The sequence below is a fragment of the Thermococcus sp. 21S7 genome (assembly GCF_012027615.1).
In the GTDB taxonomy this organism is placed as follows: domain Archaea; phylum Methanobacteriota_B; class Thermococci; order Thermococcales; family Thermococcaceae; genus Thermococcus.
Genome location: NZ_SNUT01000001.1, coordinates 539,542 through 560,406 on the forward strand (window position 1 = coordinate 539,542; position 20,865 = coordinate 560,406).

Annotated in this window: 23 protein-coding genes and 1 tRNA gene; 10 read left to right on the plus strand and 14 right to left on the minus strand. The window is 56.2% G+C overall.

Translation table 11 applies throughout. From position 1 onward, the window contains the following. Window positions 1–93 precede the first annotated feature (93 nt). A complete protein-coding gene (locus E3E51_RS02890; protein ID WP_167911573.1) occupies window positions 94–687 on the plus strand; it encodes a regulator of amino acid metabolism, contains ACT domain protein in 594 nt (197 codons plus the stop codon). Here the strand turns inward: E3E51_RS02890 and E3E51_RS02895 are convergent. Beyond that, on the minus strand, window positions 677–952 hold the full coding sequence (locus tag E3E51_RS02895; RefSeq protein ID WP_167911574.1) for an acylphosphatase: 276 nt from the start codon (window positions 950–952) through the stop codon (window positions 677–679). The two genes, E3E51_RS02890 and E3E51_RS02895, sit on opposite strands and share 11 nt — an antisense overlap. Window positions 953–1,022: 70 nt before the next feature. On the opposite strand from E3E51_RS02895, the gene cutA reads away from it, so the two are divergent. Next, window positions 1,023–1,331 carry a divalent-cation tolerance protein CutA gene (gene cutA, locus E3E51_RS02900; protein ID WP_167911713.1) on the plus strand — a complete coding sequence of 103 codons (309 nt, stop codon included), beginning with the start codon at window positions 1,023–1,025 and terminating at the stop codon, window positions 1,329–1,331. A gap of 260 nt (window positions 1,332–1,591) precedes the next feature. Beyond that, window positions 1,592–2,179: a DUF99 family protein gene (locus tag E3E51_RS02905; RefSeq protein ID WP_167911714.1), complete on the plus strand. Its 588-nt coding sequence runs from the start codon at window positions 1,592–1,594 to the stop codon at window positions 2,177–2,179. Between the two features lie 92 nt (window positions 2,180–2,271). On the opposite strand, the gene E3E51_RS02910 is transcribed toward E3E51_RS02905, so the two are convergent. Genes E3E51_RS02910 through E3E51_RS02970 form a run of 13 tightly spaced genes read right to left on the minus strand, consistent with a single transcriptional unit; the run spans window position 2,272 to window position 13,507 of the window. Then, a complete protein-coding gene (locus tag E3E51_RS02910) occupies window positions 2,272–3,108 on the minus strand; it encodes a universal stress protein (protein WP_167911575.1) in 837 nt (278 codons plus the stop codon). 49 nt (window positions 3,109–3,157) lie between these two features. Then, window positions 3,158–3,697, minus strand: coding sequence for an Lrp/AsnC family transcriptional regulator (locus E3E51_RS02915; RefSeq protein WP_167911576.1), 540 nt, complete (start codon window positions 3,695–3,697; stop codon window positions 3,158–3,160). 38 nt (window positions 3,698–3,735) lie between these two features. Continuing rightward, entirely contained in the window at window positions 3,736–4,038 is a 303-nt protein-coding gene (locus E3E51_RS02920; protein ID WP_167911577.1) for a DUF6092 family protein, read from the minus strand. Then, window positions 4,010–4,525 (minus strand): nitroreductase family protein, encoded by a 516-nt coding sequence (locus E3E51_RS02925; protein ID WP_240924239.1) that lies wholly within the window; start codon window positions 4,523–4,525, stop codon window positions 4,010–4,012. Before E3E51_RS02925 ends, E3E51_RS02920 begins: the two co-directional genes overlap by 29 nt. 21 nt (window positions 4,526–4,546) lie before the next feature. Next, complete coding sequence (locus E3E51_RS02930; protein ID WP_167911579.1) at window positions 4,547–5,587, minus strand: aminopeptidase; 1,041 nt, start codon at window positions 5,585–5,587, stop codon at window positions 4,547–4,549. Next, window positions 5,580–6,242 carry an aspartate/glutamate racemase family protein gene (locus E3E51_RS02935; RefSeq protein ID WP_167911580.1) on the minus strand — a complete coding sequence of 221 codons (663 nt, stop codon included), beginning with the start codon at window positions 6,240–6,242 and terminating at the stop codon, window positions 5,580–5,582. The genes E3E51_RS02930 and E3E51_RS02935 overlap by 8 nt, the downstream gene beginning before the upstream one ends. A gap of 22 nt (window positions 6,243–6,264) precedes the next feature. Next, complete coding sequence (locus E3E51_RS02940) at window positions 6,265–7,347, minus strand: DUF917 domain-containing protein (protein WP_167911581.1); 1,083 nt, start codon at window positions 7,345–7,347, stop codon at window positions 6,265–6,267. Window positions 7,348–7,361: 14 nt separating this feature from the next. Then, window positions 7,362–8,048 carry an aspartate/glutamate racemase family protein gene (locus E3E51_RS02945; RefSeq protein ID WP_167911582.1) on the minus strand — a complete coding sequence of 229 codons (687 nt, stop codon included), beginning with the start codon at window positions 8,046–8,048 and terminating at the stop codon, window positions 7,362–7,364. Beyond that, entirely contained in the window at window positions 8,048–9,004 is a 957-nt protein-coding gene (locus E3E51_RS02950; protein ID WP_167911583.1) for an ABC transporter ATP-binding protein, read from the minus strand. The genes E3E51_RS02945 and E3E51_RS02950 overlap by 1 nt, the downstream gene beginning before the upstream one ends. After that, window positions 8,991–9,968 (minus strand): ABC transporter ATP-binding protein, encoded by a 978-nt coding sequence (locus E3E51_RS02955; protein ID WP_167911584.1) that lies wholly within the window; start codon window positions 9,966–9,968, stop codon window positions 8,991–8,993. Before E3E51_RS02955 ends, E3E51_RS02950 begins: the two co-directional genes overlap by 14 nt. Next, window positions 9,965–10,819, minus strand: a complete 855-nt coding sequence (gene nikC, locus E3E51_RS02960; RefSeq protein WP_167911585.1) for a nickel transporter permease — start codon at window positions 10,817–10,819, stop codon at window positions 9,965–9,967. The genes E3E51_RS02955 and nikC overlap by 4 nt, the downstream gene beginning before the upstream one ends. 9 nt (window positions 10,820–10,828) lie before the next feature. Then, window positions 10,829–11,848 (minus strand): ABC transporter permease, encoded by a 1,020-nt coding sequence (locus E3E51_RS02965; RefSeq protein ID WP_167911586.1) that lies wholly within the window; start codon window positions 11,846–11,848, stop codon window positions 10,829–10,831. Window positions 11,849–11,890: 42 nt separating this feature from the next. Beyond that, a complete protein-coding gene (locus E3E51_RS02970; RefSeq protein WP_346765932.1) occupies window positions 11,891–13,507 on the minus strand; it encodes an ABC transporter substrate-binding protein in 1,617 nt (538 codons plus the stop codon). A gap of 247 nt (window positions 13,508–13,754) precedes the next feature. Here E3E51_RS02970 and gcvT point away from each other — a divergent pair, with 247 nt between their 5' ends. The 7 genes from gcvT (at window position 13,755) to glpK (ending at window position 20,662) form a co-directional block, all read left to right on the plus strand. Continuing rightward, a complete protein-coding gene (gcvT, locus tag E3E51_RS02975; protein ID WP_167911716.1) occupies window positions 13,755–14,951 on the plus strand; it encodes a glycine cleavage system aminomethyltransferase GcvT in 1,197 nt (398 codons plus the stop codon). Between the two features lie 67 nt (window positions 14,952–15,018). Then, on the plus strand, window positions 15,019–16,095 hold the full coding sequence (locus tag E3E51_RS02980; protein ID WP_167911587.1) for an ATP-binding protein: 1,077 nt from the start codon (window positions 15,019–15,021) through the stop codon (window positions 16,093–16,095). Window positions 16,096–16,126: 31 nt separating this feature from the next. Beyond that, window positions 16,127–16,966 carry a DMT family transporter gene (locus tag E3E51_RS02985; RefSeq protein ID WP_167911588.1) on the plus strand — a complete coding sequence of 280 codons (840 nt, stop codon included), beginning with the start codon at window positions 16,127–16,129 and terminating at the stop codon, window positions 16,964–16,966. 27 nt (window positions 16,967–16,993) lie between these two features. Then, a tRNA-Trp gene (locus tag E3E51_RS02990) sits at window positions 16,994–17,134 on the plus strand. Window positions 17,135–17,581: 447 nt separating this feature from the next. Continuing rightward, entirely contained in the window at window positions 17,582–17,818 is a 237-nt protein-coding gene (locus tag E3E51_RS02995) for a hypothetical protein (RefSeq protein WP_167911589.1), read from the plus strand. 108 nt (window positions 17,819–17,926) lie between these two features. Beyond that, window positions 17,927–19,054, plus strand: a complete 1,128-nt coding sequence (gene fbp / locus E3E51_RS03000) for a fructose-1,6-bisphosphate aldolase/phosphatase (RefSeq protein ID WP_167911590.1) — start codon at window positions 17,927–17,929, stop codon at window positions 19,052–19,054. Window positions 19,055–19,171: 117 nt separating this feature from the next. Continuing rightward, a complete protein-coding gene (gene glpK / locus E3E51_RS03005) occupies window positions 19,172–20,662 on the plus strand; it encodes a glycerol kinase GlpK (protein ID WP_240924220.1) in 1,491 nt (496 codons plus the stop codon). Window positions 20,663–20,865 lie beyond the last annotated feature (203 nt).

Consider the following 20,865-nt stretch of genomic DNA (forward strand, 5'->3'; position numbering starts at 1 on the left):
ATGGAGTCGGCATTGTTAATAACCTTGCGGAGGAATCCGGGGAAAGATTTAAATATCCATTCCTACTCATATATGGGTAAGAGGTGAACAAAAATGATGCTCATACTGGAGGCGTACTTCAAGAATTATCCAGCCCGGAGGAAGGTGGCAGAGTTCCTCTTTGAGAACGGCCTCAGCGTGAAGAGCGGAAAGATATACCTCCGAAACGTGGAGGTTCCGATAAGCGAACTTGCGAGGGTGATTGGGGTCAACAGAAAGATAGTGTACCACACGATAGAATACATCGAGAAGACCTACCCCCTCAGGCTCATCTTCGAGAGGCTCAACCCGCTGCCGAGTTTGATAGACGTCGCCCCCCTGATGGGATGGGAAGTTCTGGAGATAGAACTGGAGAAGGGAGGCTACCTCAACGGTTTCTCGGAGGTCCTCGCCCTGCTCGCAGAGAACGGAGTTTCCGTCATGGAGGTCTTCAGCAGGAACCTCCACGAAGAACCCACAAAGCTCTACATAGTCATAGACGGTACGCTGCCGGTCGAGGTCTTCATGAGGGTCAAGGAGATGGAGGGATTCAGAAAGCTAATCCTCCACACTCCCGAGAAGGACAAGGAGAGGTTCGTCTGCAACTACTGCGAGGTCAAATACTGCCCGAAGAGGGTCCTAATTGAAAGGCTTGAGTCTACCCCGTGACCCTGAACCCCTCAAGCCCCTCCGGTTCTTCCCATTTTACGTCAACCCTCGTGACCCTCGCCAGGAGCGGGCCCTGGTGCGCCCAGCCGATGAGCGCCTCAACCCTTTCCGGGTCACCCTCTATGACCGCCTCGACGGTTCCGTCGGGCAGATTCCTCACCCAGCCGTCAACTCCGAGTTTTCTGGCCTCCCTCTGCATGCTCCACCTGAATCCAACGCCCTGAACGCGCCCGTAGATTTTAAGGTGAGCCCTTACCCTCCTCATACACCATCCCGTTGATGATATCCCCACAACCGATTTAAGCTTATCCGTCTACCTTACACCGGTGGGGAAGATGGAGATGATACTGGTCTACACGACCTTCCCCGACTGGGAGAGCGCGGAGAGAACGGTAAAAGCCCTCCTTGAGAGGAAGCTCATCGCCTGCGCCAACCTCAGGGAGCACAAAGCGCTCTACTGGTGGGAGGGGAAGATCGAGGAAGAGGTAGAAGTCGGCGCCATACTCAAGACGGAGGTCGAGAAGTGGAAGGAACTGCGGGAGACCATCGAGGAGATGCATCCGTACGAGGTTCCAGTGATAGCCAGGATAGAGGTGGACAAGGTCAACAGGGAGTACGCTGAGTGGCTTGAGAAGGTGCTCTGACCTCCTCCCCGCCGGTGGGCGGTTCGGTTTGCGGGCCCATAACCTACTCCCGTCGCCGGTTTCGGTTCAGCCCTCAGGCCGGGTCTTCGGCCCGTTACCCCTACCGCAGAGCGGATTGGGGTTATCGTTCCAAGCCACTCCACAACTTCGGCTACAAGGGGGAGGAGTTTAAAAGGTTTCCGGTGAGCTGAATGGTAGACTCAAAAATACTACAACTATCCATCCTCAATGGAAGAGGCTCGAAAAAGAAAAATGTCATCATGATAAGGAAGGTCAAGCCCCAGATCAGGGTTGTGGGTTTTGACGATGGGACGTTCTCTTTTTCTTCCAAACTCAGCGGGGAGAAGACCATTCTAGTGGGAGTCGTCATGAAAGGCTCCCAGGAGGTCGTTGGCGTTCTCTCGCGCTGGATAACAGTCGACGGAAACGACGCCACCGATGCGATGATAGAGGCCATCAACTCCTCCAGGTTCAAGGATTTGAGGCTGATTCTCCTCAAGGGTATTACCTACGCCGGCTTCAACGTCGTTGACCTGGAGAGGCTTCACTCCGAGACCGGCCTGCCGGTGATAGTCGTCATCAGGAAACGGCCGGATATGGAGGGAATGGAGAGGGCGCTGAGAAAGCACTTCAGCGATGCAGAGGAGAGGATAGACCTCCTGAGGAAAGCCCCATCGCTGGTGGAGCTCATCCCGGAGAAGCTCTACATCCAGACGGTGGGCCTCAAAGCCGATACCGCCGCGGAGATAGTCCGGGTAACGACCAAAACCGGCCTGGTTCCAGAGCCCCTGAGGCTCGCCCACATGATAGCCAGCGGCGTGATGAGGGGAGAGAGCACCCGGGAGTAGGTTTATAAGAGGCCCAGGGAAAGAAAGAAACGGCCGATGATGGCAACAGGGTAGCTACCGAATCTTGATGTGGAAGCCGTTCCAGTCTGAGGCTAATCACACGGCACAAGCAGCACCGGGACTTTTGAGTCCCTCATGACCCTCTCCGCGGTGCTTCCGAGGAGCAGGTCCTTCAGGAAGTTTCTGCCCTTCTTGCCGATGACTATGAGCGTGGCGTTTTTTGCCAAGGAGGTTCCTATTATCGCCTGACTTGCACTGCCCACGAGAACCTCAAACTCAAACTCCGCCCTAACTCCCTTGGCGGATTTCCGCAGGTTGAGCTTCGCCACCTCTATGTTGTGCTCAAGCTCGTCCATCCCCCCGTAGTCCACGGAGTGGACGAGGATTCCCCGCTCTATGAGCTCCTCGAACTCCCTCACGGTCTTTACTATCTTTATCGAGCACTTCGAGAAGTCCAGCGTAACCAGCGGGCGCTTGAACACCGTCGAGCAGTCCACGGAGGGCTCAAAGCCGTCGTCCTTCTTCTGGTACTTCAGGAGGAGAACCGGCCTCCGGGTTGCCCTGGCGAGGTTGGAGGCTGTGCTTCCCAGGAACATCGTCCTCCAGATGTTCTCGCCAACGCTCGGGATGACGACGAGGTCTATGTCCCTCTCCTCCGCCACCTCCGCTATCTCTATCGAGGGTATGCCTATCCTGACTATCGCGTTCACCTCTACCCCGTCGGTTCTGAGCTCCCCGGCGAGCTTCTCAAGCTTCTCACGGTAGATATCCTCAAGCTCAAAGGCCTCGAACTCGGCTATGGTTATGTCAACGACGTGGATGAGGTAAAGCTCCCTAACCCCCATTGAGATTAGCCTCGGGATGCAGGTGCGCAGGGCGTGCAGGGAAACGTCCGAAAAGTCGGTCGGGTACAGAACTTTCTCAAACATCTTGGACACCTCAGTATTAATTTGGGCGTTGATGCTTATTATCGTTGCTCTAGACGTGCTTGTATTTCATGCGGGTCGTGAACAGCTTCGGACTGGAGACCGCCGGCAGTATCAGGGTTTTCTGGATTATATCCCTACCCTGGAGGAACTCATCTATCGTCTTTTTGAGCTCCTTAAAGTCCTTGTCAAAGAACTTAATTACCACATTGTACTCCCCCATGTACTCGTCTATTTCGAAGACCTTTCTGTGGGATATCGCCTCCTCCATGAAGCCGGCGACTTTTTCCTTCGGTGCATCTTCCTTGAATTTGACAAGAACATCCGCCGAGGCCAGACCGAACTCCTCAAAGATAAACAGGGCCATTATCCGCACGTAGCCCCTTTCCTGAAGGCTTATCCTGTGCCTCCTGGCGGTCGGGACTGAAACGCCCGTTATCCTCGCGAGTTCCGTATCGGGAAGTCTGCCGTTCTCCCTCAGCGCCAGGAAAATCTTAACGTCAAGGTCGCTCAGCTCGCCCTTGCTCATCTCCCTCCAGAACTTGATATCATCGGGATTCCAGGAGTAGGATTTTTTCTTTTTGTTCACCATAACGTGTCACCTAAATAATGAATTTGGAAAAAATAGACTTAAGTTTTTTGACTCCTGATAATTCTTGCAAGCTCCCGTGACAGTTCATCGGTCAGCCTCACGAATTCCTCCTGGTCGTACATCAGGACGTCGATGGCCTCCTCGACGAGCTCCCTGAGCCCGAGCACCTCTTCGCCTGCCCTGCCTTCCTCCCCCATAATCTCTATCAGCCTCGAAGCCGCGTCGAGCAGCCTCAAAGGCCCGTAGAGCTTTGGCTCGTCTACGCATCCCCTCGCGCTCGTTATCAAAAACGCCAGGAGCTGAAAGTGCCTGTCACTCAAAAGGCCGTCCGTACTCCTCAACGTGCGCCACCTCCCTCAGCGGTTTCCTCCTCGGCGGCTTCGGCCAAACCTTGGGATAGCCAAAGATAAGGATAAGGACCGGCTCCACGTGCCCGGGTATGTTTAGGAGTTCCCTGAGGGCGGCTTTGTTGAAGGAAAGCACGGGGCAGGAGCCTATGCCCAGTGAGTATGCCATCAGCATCATGTTCTGGGCCGCCATGGAGACGTCCATGAGGGCGCTTTCCTCCCCGAGCTTCCCGCCCTTTTCAGCCAGTTTGCGGTTTACGCAGAGCACCACCAGGGCCGCAGGATTTCCAAACAGGCCGGGGGAGAGCAGTTTCACCTTTCGAACGTTGTCCCTCTCCATGACAACGACGAACTCCCACGGCTGAACGTTGCTCCCGCTCGGAGCCCATATCCCGGCCTCAAGAATTTTTCTCATGTCCCCCAAGGGGATATCCCTATCCTGGAATCTCCTAACGGCCCTTCTGCCCTTTATCGCTTCCATTACCTCCAATTTGGCTCACCCTCACTCCTTAAGGAGACGCTTCTCCAGCCTCTTCAGCTCGGGATGAACGTACTCCCCGTCCTTTATGATGTACCCTCCATCGCCTCTGACGGTCGGGGCCAGGCATATGCCGTCGGTGTGGCTCTTCGCGGGGCCGAACTTGCCCTTAAAGCTCTCGGCCTGATTGCCGAGGCCCCACTCCACCGCCCCCCAGACGCGCTCGTCCTCCAGGATGTTTCCGGTGAGCTTTGCGCCGGGGTTGCAGCCGTAGGAGAGGTGGGCTATATTGAACATTCCCGGGTCGTTGAAGCTCCGGAGCCATCTCTCGAAGAACCTGGCCTCCCAGCCACCGTCTATCCCCACGACCTTTCCTTCCTCGACCTCAAGGGCGATGGGTTCCTTCAGTATTCCGAGCTCCTGCGGGGGCCACACGGAGCCATCGAAGACTATGGTTCCGTTTATGGTCTCCTCCACCGGTGCCCAGTCCACCTGCCCGAAGAGCATGTAGTCGCCGGGGCCGTTAACGTCCCCCTCCGTGAACACGGGTCTCTCCGGGTCATTTTCGAATTTAACGTCCATACCCGCGGGGCTGGTTATCTCCATCTTCCTGCTCTTCCTGGTCAGCTTTGCCAGAACCCTCTGGAATTCAAGAAGAACCGGAACGTTTATCCTCCCGATGTTCCGCACCATCATATCGCCGGTCATTCCAACGAGACAGATGTAGCGCACACTCCCCTCGGCCATAACCCTGTCCCAGGGGGTCGAGTAGAGGAGCCAGCTTTTGTTGAACTCTATCCAGACGTCCGCGTTCTTCAGAGCGGCCTCAAGGGGGCCCATCGGCAGGTACGGGTCGGCGGCCTTTCCGACGTGGGGCGGCATCGAATACCACAGGACGAGGGGCTTCGCCCCCATGAGCTTCGCCGCCTTGGCGGTTGCCTCCACAACGTTCCAATCGCTCCCGGTGTCGGCGGTTATGACAACCGTCTCCCCCGGCTGAACCTTCATAACGTCCCTAACCAGCGTGTAGGCCCCTTCCTGTACCTCTATCGAAAGCTCATTCATCCTTCATCCCCCCAAGCTCCACCATATCCTCAACAATCTTAACCGCCGAGGCGACGGGGTCGAGGATGGGGACGTCGAAGAACGGCTGAACCTTCTCCGCGAACCCGGCCAGACCGGTGCAGCCAAGGAGAACAACATCGGCGCCGTCCGATATGGCCAGGGATATTTCCTCCCTGAGCAGGCGCACAGTTCGGTCCTCATCGGCTGTTATTTCCGGAACCGAGATGTTTATTCCCCTTATGCTCGTTACCCGCTTGTCCATCCTGTACTTCAGTACCAGCTCCTCGAAGAGGGGCACCGCGGTCTTTGAAACCGTGACTATCCCAGTTTTCCTTCCAAGGACTGAGGCCAGGGCAAGGGAGGCCTGGCAGGGGCCGACTGCCGGGGTGGGGATCAGGGAGCGGATGACGTCGACCGCTGGGTCGAGGCAGCAGTTGACGATTATCCCGTCGTACCCCCCATGAAGCTCCAGGGCCTTCCTGACTATGAGCGGGAGAACCTCGGTTTCGGCGGCCCTGTTCTCTATTGACCTGGGCCCGGTTTCCAGACTCACAACGTCTATGTGCGTGTCCTTCGATGCAAACATTTCGTAGATTCTCCTGTCGGATTCGTTCCATTCATCCGTTCCAACGGGATTTATGACGAGTATCCTCATGGAAACACCCCAAAAAATGAATTCAGCGGAGACGCTCCTCTATTGGAACGTACTCCCTCTCAAGTCCCAGATACTTAGGCCCGAATATCTCCAGACCCTTCGGTGTTCTCCACAGCTCGGGGGCGGGAAAGCCAACGACGACGTACTCCTTTCCCGCCTCCACGTGGGGGTTCGTCACGGGGTGGCCGTCCGGTGTAAGCACTGAGATTAGATCAGGTATCGTGACGTCAACCTCCCCGTTCCTCCAGGAGATTAGGTTCTCGTTCTTGTACCAGACCCTGTAAGTCTCTCCCTTGAACTCACCCGTTCCCTCAAGCTCAAATTCCCCGACGGTGAATCCCGATTCCTCCCGCCATTCTGCCTTCGTGGCGACGCCCTCGAACAGCAGGAAGCCGTTCCCCGCTTTAAGCAAGGCCTCTATCGGGTCCCCCCCGTTTTCCCTGGCGGTTCTCAGCGCCCTGCCCATGTTCAGCGCGTGGCTTATGGCGTCCTTCACAACCGCGTTCCTCAGTTCCCTCCCCCTGACCGGGTGCGACGTGACACCAACGTTGGTTTTTATCGAAGACGCTATGGCCCTGACGAGCTTTTCGGCCTGGAAATCGTCCTTGACGCGGCCCACCACTATTTCGTCACCGTACGGGGTAACAACGGCAAACGGGGCCATCTCAACGCCGACGATGTAATACGTGGTATGCTGCAGCTCCGGAACCGACCTTCCTGCCGGGTCGCCGTCGACTATCGGCCTCCCCAGCCTGGCCGCCGTCGCCAGCGCCGCCGCCGTGTTCGCCCCGCCGAGTTCGGTTGAGATGACGGCGGTGAATTCCTCCCCCATGAAATCCTCCAAAACCCGATAGGAGCGAACGGCTTCACCCTCCTCGTAGGAAGACTCGACCTTTTCGCCGGCGAGGGAGCCGACGAAATACGGCATCGGCACCACGCCGTCGTCGGGAATCTCCTCCAAACTTGCCAAGCGGAACTCCCGCCCGGCGTCAAGCTCCTTCTTTACCATCTCCCAGCCCTCTGCGGGGTCGCCGCCCCCACCGGTACCAAGGACGGTGCAACCCTCCAAGAGGTCCCTCAAATCCTGCTCGTTCAACACCCTCATACTTCCACCTCCAGTCATTTTCCTGAAAACAATCCCCGTTTCCCGTGACGTATGAACGGATACAGGGAGCGCGCGGTTCCGTAAGTCGTCAGCAGGGGTTCAAGAACTGGCACTCCGAACCTCTCCCAGACCTCCTCCCTCAATCTATCGGCGATGCTGACGAACCCGGTGCAGCCGAGAACCACCACATCGGCTCCGTCCTCAACCGCCTTTTTGCAGGCACCCAGGGCCTCCCCGTAGAGACCCTCCTCGTTTTTCAGTATGCCCTCCAGGGGAAGCGCTATACCCCTGACCGAGACGAGCTTATCGAGCAAACCGTACTCCCTGGCCTGAATCCGCGTCCAGGATGCCAGGTTCTGGCCTGGCCCAACCACAGAGAACTCACCCAGCATGGCGGCGATGTGAAGGGTCGTTTCCCCGGCCCCGAAAACCGGGACGTTGAGGTTCTCCCTCAGCTCAAAGAGGCACGGGTCGGCGAAGCAGTTCACGATGACCGCCGACGCATCCCTGAACTCGTCCAAGTGCCTCAAAATCGAAGCACATGCCAGCGTCTTCTGGGTGAAGTTCCCTATCTCCTCCGGCCCGTCTTCCAGCGTTACTATCCTGAAGCGATCCCCCGGGTAGTGCCTGGAGAGATACGCCTCCGTTTCCCGTCGGAAATCGCCCCCCTCATCCCTTATCGGGTCAAGAATCACGAGCATCATAGCTCACCCGCAAAATGGCATCTTACGAAGTGGCCGTTTTCCACCTCAATCATCCTCGGCTCCTCCCGCCTGCAGACATCCTTTGCGTAGGGACACCTCGTGTGGAACCTGCACCCGCTCGGCGGGTTTACTGGGCTGGGAATTTCCCCGATTACCGTCTCCTTCTCGATGTTCCGGGCCTTTGGATCCGGCACAGGTATGGAACTCAGCAGCATTCTCGTGTAGGGGTGCATCGGATTGTCGAAAACCTGCTCGATGGTGCCGACCTCAACGAGCTTTCCGAGGTACATGACGCCGACGCGGCTGGCGAGGTACCTCACCACGCCGAGGTCGTGGGAGATGAAGAGATACGTGAGTCCCCTTTCCTTCTGGAGCCTCTCCAGGAGGTTGAGAACCTGGGCCTGAACTGAGACATCCAGCGCGGAGGTAGGCTCGTCGAGAACCAGAAACTCGGGGTTCAGGGCGAGGGCCCTCGCTATGGCAACGCGCTGGCACTGACCGCCGCTTATCTCATCCGGGTACTTCCTCGCATGCTCTTCGCTGAGTCCGACGGACTCAAGGAGGCCGATTACCGTGTCTTCAATGTCCTCATGCCCGTACTCCCTCAGGGGTTCCGCGATGATGTCAAATATGGTCAACCTGGGATTGAGGGAGGAGTACGGGTCCTGGTATATTATCTGCATCTTGGACCGAAGCTCCCGGAGCTCCTCCCCCGAGAGGGCCGTTACCTCGACGTCGTTGAAGTACACCTTCCCATCGGTGGGTTCGTAGAGCCGCAGGATGGTTCTTCCGGTGGTGGACTTCCCGCTCCCGCTCTCACCCACCAGTCCAAACGTCTCACCGTCGTGTATTTCGAAGGAAACTCCATCGACGGCCTTCAGCCACGTCGTTTTCTTTCTGATGAAGCCCTGGGTTATCGGGAAGTACTTCTTGAGGTTTTCAACCCTCAACATCCGCCTCACCTCCGTAGAGATGGCAGGCCACGAAGTGCCCGGGGGAGCGCTCGATGAGCTCAGGCTTTACCCTGCTGCAGACGTCCTTCGCGTAATCGCACCTCGGATGGAATCTGCATCCGCTCGGCGGGTTCAAAAGGCTCGGAACGCTGCCTCTGAGGGGTTTGAGGGGCTTCTTTGTCCTCGGATCCGGAACGACGGATAGCAGTCCCTGGGTGTACGGGTGAAGGGGGTTCTCAAAGAGTTCCTCCGTTGGGGCTATCTCCACTATGTTGCCCGCGTACATCACCCCAACGCGGTCGCAGACTTCGGCAACGACTCCCAGATCGTGGGTGATGAGGAGAACCGAGAAGCTGTACCTGTCCCTGAGGTCGAGTATCAGCCTGAGTATCTGCTTCTGAATCGTGACGTCCAGGGCGGTTGTGGGTTCATCCGCTATCAGAAGGGACGGGTTCGAGGAGAGGGCCATGGCTATCATTATCCTCTGCCTCATGCCGCCGCTGAGCTCGTGAGGGTACGAGTTGAGTATCCTCCCTGGGTCGGAGAGTCCAACGGACTTTAGGAGGTTCCTGGCGTGTTCCAGAGCCTCCTCCTTGCTCAGGCCCTCATGGAGTGTTATTATGTCAACCATCTGATCCCCAATCTTGAAAAGGGGGTTCAGGGAGGTCATGGGGTCCTGGAATATTATTGAAATCTCCTTGCCCCGGAGCTTTCTCATCTCCTCCTCCGACTTCTCCAGCAGGTTCTCCCCCTTGAAGATGATTTCCCCGGAAATCTGGGCGTTCGACGGGAGCAGGCGGAGCACGCTCAGGGCGGTTACACTCTTCCCGCAGCCGGTTTCGCCGACGAGGCCGAATATCTCGCCATCGTTTATCTCAAAGCTGACGCCGTTGAGAACCTTTGCAACGCCCCACATGGTTCTGAAGTTGATGTAGAGGTCGCGTATTTCGAGTACCTTGCTCATAGCAACCTCCTCCTCAGCCTGGGGTCAATTACCTCCCTCACGGCGTCCCCGAGCAGGTTGAACGCCATGACTGTGATGAATATCGCCAGTCCCGGGAAGACGGGATACCACCAGTAGTTTAGGAAGTAATCCTTCCCCTCGCTGACCATCAAGCCCCAATCCGGTGTGGGCGGCTGGACGCCGAGTCCAAGAAAGCTCAGGGCCGCGGCCTCAAGGATGGCGGAGCCCATGTCCATGGTGGCCTGCACTATTATCGGAGACAGCGAGTTCGGAAGAACGTGGCGCAGCATAATCTTCCAGTCAGAGATTCCCATCGCCTTCGAGGCCTCAACGTAGGGCCGCTCCTTCACGGAGATCGCCATTCCCCTGGCGAGTCTCGTGTACCACGGCCACCAGCTTATGGCGAGGGCAACGATGGCATTCGTCATTCCCCTACCGAGGCTCGTTGCTATGAGCAGTGCCAGAAGCAGGGGCGGGAAGGCGAGGAAGATGTCGGTTATCCTCATGATCACGAGGTCTGTCTTGCCGCTGAAGTAGCCGGCCATCAGGCCCAGGGGCACGCCTATGAGCAGTGCCAGCGCAACCACAGAGAAGCCCATCAGCAGGGACGTTCTCGCACCGTATATCACCCTGCTGAGGATGTCCCTTCCCATGTGGTCCGTTCCAAAGAGGTGCGTTCTGCTCGGCGGCTGCAGCCTCTCCTGCAGGTTGGGCTCCCCGAGGGCCTGGTCGGGGTACGGGGCGAGTACGGGGGCAAGAATCGCCATGAGTATCAAGCCGGCTATTATCGCCAGACCTATCAGGGAAAGTTTGTTCCTTAGAAGGATTTTAACTGTCTCTTCTTTCCTCATTTTCCTCCCTCACAGCCTTATCCTAGGGTCAAGTTTGACCTGAATGAGGTCAACTATCAGGTTGATGAACACGTAGGCCGTGGCGGTGATTATCGTGACACCGAGAACCGCTGGATAGTCCATGCTCAGGATTGCATAGGCCGCGTACCTGCCGAGACCCGGCCAGTTGAATATCAGCTCGACCAGGAAGGCCCCAACGAGGGTGTAGGCAAACGAGAGGCCCACTGTTATCAGCGCCGGGGCTATGGCGTTCTTCAGGGCGTACTTGAAGTATATCTTCCTGGAGGGAAGGCCGTATGCCCACGCGGTGCGGATGTAGTTCTCGTTCAGGACTTCTATCATCATGGAGCGTACCTGCCTCGTTATCAGGCCTATCGGGTACATTGCCAGGGTCAAGGCGGGCAGTATCAGGTGTTTGAGCGCATCGACGAAGACTGGAATGTTCCCGGTCAGCAGGGAGTCGAGGAGGTAGAACCCGGTTATCACGTGAAGTGGATGCTCCAGCATGACCACCGTGTCAACCCTGCCGGCCAGCGGGAGTATTCCAAGATGCTTGAAGAATATAAGCTGGAGCACGATTCCAAACCAGAAAGCGGGCAGCGAAACGCCGCTTATTGCGAAGACCCTGCCAAAATTGTCGACCCATGAATCCTTTTTGACGGCTGAATAAACGCCCAGCGGAATGGCGATAACTATCGCTATGAACTCCGCAGCCAGTATGAGTTCAAAGGTGGCAGTAAAGGCGGATTTTAAATCCGTCGCAACGGGGTTGTGGGTTCTTATTGAGACCCCAAGGTCGCCGTGAAGGAGAGACCACAGGTAGTACGCAAACTGCTTGACCACGGGGTCGTTGAGATGAAGCTGCTCCCTCGCCTTTTCAATGGCCTCCGGGGTTGGATGGGCACCGACCCACAGGGCCGCGGGATCAGACGGGATTACCCGCGATACAAAAAACACAACGGTTACGACACCAATAATGACAAACACTGCCAGCACAAGTCTGTATACGATGTACTCTCTGAACCTCATAGCCCATCCCCTCGTCCACCGAATGGATAAAAGAAAAAGAAATCACACCTTGTGCAGGTCATAGAAGAAAACCACCTGCGGGTAGCCAGGGTTGTCCTTGAAGCCGGTGATGCTCTTGTGATAGACGTAAACGTCGTCCGGGTTGTAGAAGAATATCGCAGGAGCGTCTTCCATCAGTATCTCTTCGGCCTTCCTGTAGAGCTGGGCGGCCTTATCCTGGTTGATACCCTCCAGTGTGGCAGCCTCGTCAATGGCCTTGTCGAACTCGTCGTTGCAGTAGTAGCAGAGGTTAAAGTTGACCTCCGGCTCGCAGTGGAACATGTTGAACAGGAAGTCGTATGGCGTCGGGTATGTCGGCCACCAGTACATCATGAGGATATCCTGGGCCTTGGAGGGGTCGCTCTTTGCGAGGGCCCACTGCTGCTCCCAGTTCATGGGTCTTATCTCAACGTCAACCCCGAGCTTCTTCCATTCGGCCTTTATTATCTCGGCAACCTTCGCCTCCGCCTGGTCGCCCTGGGTGTACGTCAGCACGAGCTTGAACCCGCCGTCGGGGTACCCCGCCTGGGCCAGCAGCTGCTTCGCCTTGTCGATGTCGTAGGTGTAGGTGTCCATGTCCTCAAAGTGGCCCAGCATGCCCTTGGGAATCGGGCCTTTGGCGACCTCGCCGTAGCCGTGGAGGACGTAGTCAACTATGTCCTTATAAGGGACGGCGTAGCTGAGAGCCTGCCTTACAAGTTTGTTGTTCAGAGGCTCCTTCTTGGTGTTGAAGAAGGCGTAGAGTTCCTGATACGATGCAGTCTGGTCAACCTTGACGCTCGGGTTCTCCTGGAGCTTCGGAAGGTCATCGAGCGGCAGGTCCCTCGTTATCTGGATTTCCCCGCTCGTCACCATCTGCTCCCTCAGGGAGGCATCCGGAACTATCTTTATCACCGCGATATCGAACTGGTCACCGCTCCAGCCACTCCAGTAGTCGTCGAACTTCTTGAGGACTATCTCGGTCTTTGGATCGTACTTGTCCTTCACCATAATGTACGGGCCGGTTCCGGCGTCCTGGCCCTGGTTGAGCCAGTCGGCTATCGCGTTATCGTCCCCGATGGTCGAGAGGTACTTGCTGTCCATTATGTAGGCACCGTAGGCCGAGGAGGCTGTCAATGGAAGGTTGGCCGGATACTTCAGGTAGAACTTTATGGTGTAGTCATCCACAACTTCCATCTTGTCAATGGGGTCCCATATGAACGCGGGCCCCAGGCCCATTCTGAGGGTTCGCTCAATGGACCATTTAACGTCCTCCGCGGTCATCGTGTTGCCGGTGTGGAATTTAACCCCCTTCCTCAGGTGGAAGGTCCAGACGGTTCCGTTCTCGTTGCTCTCCCACGAAGTCGCGAGCCACGGCTCCAGCCCGTTGGGGGTGTACTTAACGAGACACTCGTAAACGTTCGCAAGAACCACTATAGAATTGGAAAACTCCGTACTCGGGTCGAGGGTTATCATCTCACTCCCGTATCCGTAGATTACGACGTTTGTTGTCTTCTCCGGCGTGGAGGTCTCACCGGAAGCGGTGCTCGTAGGAGTGCTCTCCTGCCCGCTCAGGCATCCACTGGCCACCACACCCATAACGGTGATGACCAGCATAAACAGGGCAAGTTCCTTTTTCACAATACCACCCCTGGATTATGTTAATGATTTTATCACATTAGTTTTAGTGTTTTTATATTATTTAACTGTACCTGTTCAAAATCTTCACACTGTTATGACCAATTTTGTCAACCATGCAGTTAACAATATTAACGGACATTAACGTTATAATTTTATCATCAGTGTTTTGAGATGTTCTTCAGCGAACTCACGAGGTTTGCACAAAAGGATTATATGCTAAAGAGGGGATTTCTGAGTGGTGATCGCCATGGTCAAAAGGGTGCACCTCTTCGACTGGCATAGGGAACACGCCAAGAAGGTTGAAGAATTCGCGGGCTGGGAGATGCCAATCTGGTACTCCAGCATAAAGGAGGAACACCTCGCCGTTAGGAACGCGGTCGGCATTTTCGACACATCCCACATGGGCGAGATACTCTTCCGCGGAAAGGACGCCCTCAAGTTCCTCCAGTACGTCACGACCAACGACGTGAGCAAGCCTCCAGCAATAAGCGGAACCTACACGCTCGTCCTCAACGAGAGGGGGGCTATTAAAGACGAGACGCTGATATTCAACATGGGGAACGACGAGTACCTGATGATATGCGACAGCGACGCCTTCGAGAAGCTCTACGCCTGGTTCACCTACCTCAAGGGCACGGTTGAGCAGTTCTCCAAGCTCGACCTTGAGATTGAGCTGAAGACCTACGATATAGCCATGTTCGCCGTCCAGGGGCCGAAGGCGAGAGACCTCGCCAAAGACCTCTTTGGCATAGACATCAACGAGATGTGGTGGTTCCAGGCCAGGTGGGTCGAACTCGACGGGATAAAGATGCTCCTCTCAAGGAGCGGCTACACCGGCGAGAACGGCTTCGAGGTCTACATCGAGGACGCGAACCCCTACCACCCGGACGAGAGCAAGCGCGGAAAGCCGGAGAAGGCCCTGCATGTATGGGAGAGAATCCTTGAGGCGGGCGAGAAGTACGGCATAAGGCCGGCCGGACTCGGCGCTCGCGACACTCTCAGGCTTGAAGCCGGCTACACGCTCTACGGCAACGAGACGAAAGAGTTACAGCTCCTCAGCACGGACATCGACGAGGTTACCCCGCTCCAGGCCAACCTCGACTTCGCGATATTCTGGGACAAGGAGTTCATCGGCAAGGACGCCCTCCTCAAGCAGAGGGAGCGCGGTTTGGGAAGGAAGCTCGTCCACTTCAAGATGACCGACAGGGGAATCCCGAGGGAGGGCTACAAGGTCTACGCGGACGGAGAGGTCATCGGCGAGGTAACGAGCGGAACCAGCTCCCCGCTCCTCGGAATCGGCATCGGAATAGCCTTCGTGAAGGAGGAGTACGCCAAGCCGGGCCTCGAAATCGAGGTGGAAATCAGGGGCAAGCCCAAGAAGGCCGTAACCGTCGCCCCGCCGTTCTACGACCCCAAGAAGTACGGCCTGTTTAGGGAGGAGTGATTCTTTTTCTTTTCTCCAAAAACCTTTTAGGTAATGGGGGCGTTACCTGGTAACGGGGGCATTACCTATGCTGTTCGATCCGAGACCGAAGAAAAGAAGGGAGGAGCTTTTTGACCGAGAAAAGGAAATAGAGCAGCTTATCGATACCAAAGAGCCATTAACACTTCTTCTCGGCATACGCAGGGTCGGGAAGAGCTCCCTGCTCCGGGTAACGCTGAACGAGCTCGAAAACGGCGTTTATATAGATGCACGGAAGATGTACTTTGACTCAGGGGGATGGATAACCTCCGAATCGCTCATCAGAGAGTTTGAAAGCGCTCTGAATGCCCTCCGGGGAACCGTTCGAGGAAAGGTTTTTGAAACCCTTGGACACGTTAGGGGCGTTTCTATTTCAGGAGTCAGGATTGAGCTGACCCGGGAGGTTCGTGTATCCACGGTTCTGGAGGCTTTGAATGACGTTGGCGCGGTCATTGGTATTGATGAGGCCCAGTACCTAAGGTTTTACGGGTCAAGGGGCGGAAAGGAGTTCCTGGCGCTCTTAGCTTACTCCTACGACAACCTTGATAATCTGCGGTTCATACTGAGCGGTTCCGAGGTCGGACTCCTCCACGACTTTCTTGGGATAGACAACTACGAAAGCCCCCTCTACGGCAGGTCCCACAGGGAAGTGGTTCTCAAACCGTTCTCAAAGGAGCTTTCCATGGAGTTCCTCAGAAGAGGATTCTCGGAGATCGGAATGGAAGTTCCCAGCGAGGTCATTGAAGGGGCCGTTGGTTTTCTCGATGGTGTGCCCGGATGGCTCGTGGAGTTTGGGAGAAAATACGCCGAAACCCAGGACCTCAAGGGCTCACTGGAGTACGTGTTCCAGCGGGCCAAAGGGTTTCTCAACGGAGAACTGAAAGAGCTCGAAAGGAGGAGCCCCCGCTACGTGCTGATCCTTGAGGCCATCGCTAGGGGACACAACCGGTGGGAGCTCATAAGGGACTACATGGCTTCCAGGGGACACAACGTCCCAAAATCCCGCCTCGCGAAGTTGATTAAGAACCTCGAAAAGATGAGCTGGATTGAGGCGGACTTCAGCTCGGACAGGAAGAGGTACAGGATAATCGACCCAGTAATCGAGCGCGTTCTGATGGAGCGATAGCCTTTTATCTCAATTCGGCTTTTTTAACCTCATGTCCCGCAAGCACGCTATCGGTGCAGTTCTCCTGTGGTCAACCGTTGCGAGCGCCTTCAAGCTCTCCCTGCGCTACATGAGTCCGCTCCAGCTCCTGGTCTATGCGTCCCTGACCTCGCTCATCCTCTTTGGAATTCTGTACGCGAGGGAATTCGCCCCCAGAAGGGAGAACCTCCGGTCGGCCTACCTCGGCCTGATAAACCCTCTCCTCTACTACATCGTGCTATTCTCGGCCTACGACCGCCTGCCCGCCCAGGAGGCGCAGGCGCTCAACTACACCTGGCCGCTGATGCTCGTCCTCCTCTCGATTCCCCTCCTGGGAAAGAGGCCCGGAGCGAGAACCGTATTCGGCCTGCTCTTCGGCTTCTTCGGAGCCATCATCGTTGCGACGAAGGGGAACGTTACCGGCCTGAACTTTACCGATCCCATCGGCGTTGCCCTCGGCCTGGGAAGCGCGGTTATCTGGGCGAGCTACTGGCTGCTGAACCTGCGCGATGAGAGACCCCTCGCCGAAAAGATGTTCTGGAACTTCCTCTTCGGCTTCGCCTATATCTCCGTGGCCGCAGCTGCGACGGGTGAGCTCGCCGTTCCCCCCGCGGAAGGCCTCGTCGGAGCGGTCTACGTCGGCCTCTTCGAGATGGGGGTTACTTTCCTCCTCTGGTACCGTGCGGTTGAAGGGGACATGGCATTTGCATCCAACCTGGCCTACCTGGTGCCGTTCCTCAGCCTGTTCTTCATATCGGTAGTCGTTGGGGAGAGCATCGCCCCCGCAACCGTCCTGGGGCTGGCGATGATAGTGGTAGGCATAATCCTCGGAAAGGGAGGGCAAAACTTATAAACTCAGCCCGGGTAGGTTAAGCCGGATGGGGGCGTGGTGTAGCCTGGTCCATCATCGCGGGCTCCAGAGGTATGAGGACTTGCGGGTTTGCTGATTTGGGGATGAGCCTTTGGAGCTCTGACCCGGAGAAACCCGCGGACCGGGGTTCAAATCCCCGCGCCCCCACCACAGCAAACTTTTCTGGCGAAAAGTTTCATCAAAGTTGATAGCTCCTTTTTGACGGGGTAGCTTCCTGCGCGACGTCGGGCTCTACTTGACGTGAGGGACGAGAGTCCAGTAGAGTTTGACCAAAGTTCGTGATTCCTTTATGAGTGGCGTTTTTAGGGTGTTGCCTTATCCATGTGGGGGTTTAAAGACTGGAATTCCCTTTTATTGGGCTGTTATTTGGGATTTGCATTTTTCCGCGCTCCGAAGGAGCGCTTTTGAAGTCAAAGTTGCGTTTTTGGACTTTTGGAGTGTGAATTCCCAATTAAACGGTCTTTTGAAGATGCAACCTTTCCCAAAATCGCAGTTGAAGAGGAATCACGAACTTTGATGAAACTTTGCCCCGCAAAGTTTCAGCGCTGGCGGAAGTTTTATTAACTTTGACTTACAAAAAGTTTACGAGGTGGTACTATGGAGGAGCCCATAGTTATTGGAAAAGACAAATTCAAGATAAGTGAGGACGAGACCGCCAAAAGGGAGCTCCGCATAGTTAAGGTCAGCGACGATGTGATTCAGGTTCAGGAGGAGGTTCACGGCATCATCGCCCTCGTCGGCGCAAGCTCAAGCGTCAACATCAAGAAGGAGGAACTTAAGAACCTCATAAAAGTCGCCAAAGAGGAGTTCGGCTGGACCGACATCTGCGAATGAACCCTCATTTCTCTTTCTGTGAAAATTTGCCGCCAGCCTGGTATCATCGGCGGTGATATTAACGTTTTATAAGCATAAAAGTGCTTAAAAGCCATCGAGGTGGTTGCTATGGCAGTTGGAGAGAAGATAACGATCAGTGTTATAAAGGCTGACATCGGCGGCTGGCCGGGCCATTCAAGGGTTCATCCCCAGCTCGTTGAGACCGCCGAGGAGGTTCTCGCCAAGGCCCGGGAAGAGGGCACGATAATTGACTTCTACGTCGCCACCTGCGGCGATGACCTTCAGCTCATCATGACTCACAAGAAAGGCGTTGACAGTTCGGAGATACACGGTCTTGCATGGAAAGCCTTTGAGGAGGCCACCAAGGTCGCCAAGGAGCTCGGCCTCTACGGAGCGGGTCAGGACCTCCTCAAGGACGCCTTCAGTGGAAACGTCCGCGGAATGGGGCCAGGAGTTGCGGAGATGGAGATAACCCTCAGGAAGAGCGAGCCGATAGTGACCTTCCACATGGACAAGACCGAACCTGGAGCCTTCAACCTGCCGATATTCAGGATGTTCGCCGACCCGTTCAACACTGCCGGCCTCGTGATAGACCCCAACATGCACATGGGCTTCCGCTTCGAGGTCTGGGACATAAAGGAGCACAAGCGCGTGATCCTCAACACGCCTGAGGAAGTCTACGATCTCCTCGCCCTCATCGGAGCCAAGAGCCGCTACGTCATCAAGCGTGTTTACCCGAAGAAGGGCCACAAGATATCCGAGGACGAGCCGGTTGCCGTCATCAGCACGGAGAAGCTCTACGAGATAGCCGGAGAGTACGTCGGAAAGGACGACCCAGTCGCGATAGTCCGCGCCCAGAGCGGCCTCCCTGCCCTCGGGGAGGTTCTTGAGCCATTCGCATTCCCGCACCTGGTCAGCGGCTGGATGAGGGGTTCCCACAACGGCCCGGTCATGCCCGTCGCGATGCACCAGGCCAACCCGACGAGGTTCGACGGCCCGCCGCGCGTCGTCGCCCTCGGCTGGCAGATAAGCCCAGAAGGAAAGCTCGTGGGTCCGGTTGACCTCTTCGACGACCCGGCCTTCGACGGCGCCAGGCAGAAGGCCGTCGAGATCGCCGAGTACATGCGCAGGCACGGCCCGTTCGAGCCTCACAGGCTCCCGATGGAGGACATGGAGTACACCACCCTCCCGGGTGTTCTGGAGAAGCTCAAGGACAGGTTCGAGCCCGTCGAATGATTCCATTTTCCTTTCTTACCGCCACTCTTCTCCCATAAACTCTTATAACCCCAAGCACATAGCCGTCAATATACACCCTTCGGCCAGGAAGGATAGTAATGTACACCGGTGATTGAAATGGACGAAGATATGTTCATTCTCTCCCTCGATGAGGGAACCACCAGCGCCAGAGCGATAATCTTCGACGGAGAAAGCAACGTTCTGGGCATCGGGCAGTACGAGTTCCCGCAACACTACCCACGACCCGGTTGGGTCGAGCACAGGCCGGACGAGATATGGGATGCCCAGTTCAAGGCGATAAAGAAGGCGCTGGAGAGGGCAAAGATAGGGCCGGAGCGGATAGCGGCCATAGGCGTCACCAACCAGAGAGAAACGACCATAGTGTGGGACAGGGAAACCGGAAGGCCGGTCTACAACGCCATCGTCTGGCAATGCCGGAGAACCGCCGAGATAGTGGAGGAGATAAAGAGAGAATACGGAGATATGATAAAGCAGAAGACCGGCCTCGTGCCCGATGCCTACTTCTCGGCGAGCAAGCTCAAGTGGCTGCTCGACAACGTTCCGGGGCTTATGGAAAAGGCAGAGCGGGGGGAGATTCTCTTCGGGACTGTGGATACCTTCCTCATCTACCTCCTCACGGGGGAGCACGTAACCGATTACTCCAACGCTTCCAGGACGATGCTCTTCAACATCAAGAGGCTCGACTGGGACGACGAACTGCTGGAAATCTTCGGGATTCCAGAAGGAATCCTCCCAGAGGTCAAGGAGTCGAGCGAGGTATACGGATACACAAAAAGGGAACTCCTGGGGGCCGAGATACCCGTGAGCGGAGACGCGGGCGACCAGCAGGCGGCCCTGTTCGGCCAGGCTGCTTTTGAAGCTGGAATGGTGAAGGCCACCTATGGGACGGGGAGCTTCATTTTAGCGAACACGGGGAAGACCGTCCGCTATTCCGACAACCTGCTCACAACGATAGCCTGGGGACTCAACGGAAAGGTCACCTACGCTCTTGAGGGGAGCGTCTTCATAACCGGGGCGGCCGTCCAGTGGCTCCGCGATGGAATTGGAATCATAGGGAGGGCCGAAGAGACAGAGGAACTTGCAAGGGAGCTCAAAAGCAACGAGGGCGTTTACTTCGTCCCGGCCTTTGTGGGCCTCGGCGCCCCATACTGGGATCAGTTCGCTAGGGGCGTGATAATCGGAATAACGCGCGGAACCGGAAGGGAGCACCTAGCAAGGGCGACTCTGGAGGCGATAGCCTACCTGACCCGCGACGTGATCGATGAGATGGAAAGGCTCGTTGGCATAAAGGAACTGCGCGTTGACGGGGGAGCAACGGCGAACGATTTCCTGATGGAGTTTCAGGCCGACATACTAGGAAAGCCCGTCATAAGGCCGGTAGTTAAGGAAACCACAGCCCTCGGAGCGGCTTACCTGGCGGGACTGGCCGTGGACTACTGGGAGGGCATGGAGGAGATTAGGGCCCTCTGGAAGGCCGAGAGAATCTTTGAACCAAAAATGGACTCAGAGACTAGGGAGAAGCTCTACCGCGGCTGGAAGGAGGCGGTAAAGAGGGCACTGGGGTGGGCAAAGGTTACCGGAACATGAAAGAAGGACCGTTCAATCCTTCATATTGGACATGGCCACCCCCTATGCCCTGAATGGCGGGGTTTTCACGAGGCAACCTCAACTGGGGGAGTCCAGTTCCTGAAGCCGGAAGAGGGACACTTCAGTACATTCCCACAACGTTCACCAATGTGCTGTCTCCTTACGCCCAAATCTGTTCTCTACGCGCCGTTGTCTGGAACTTA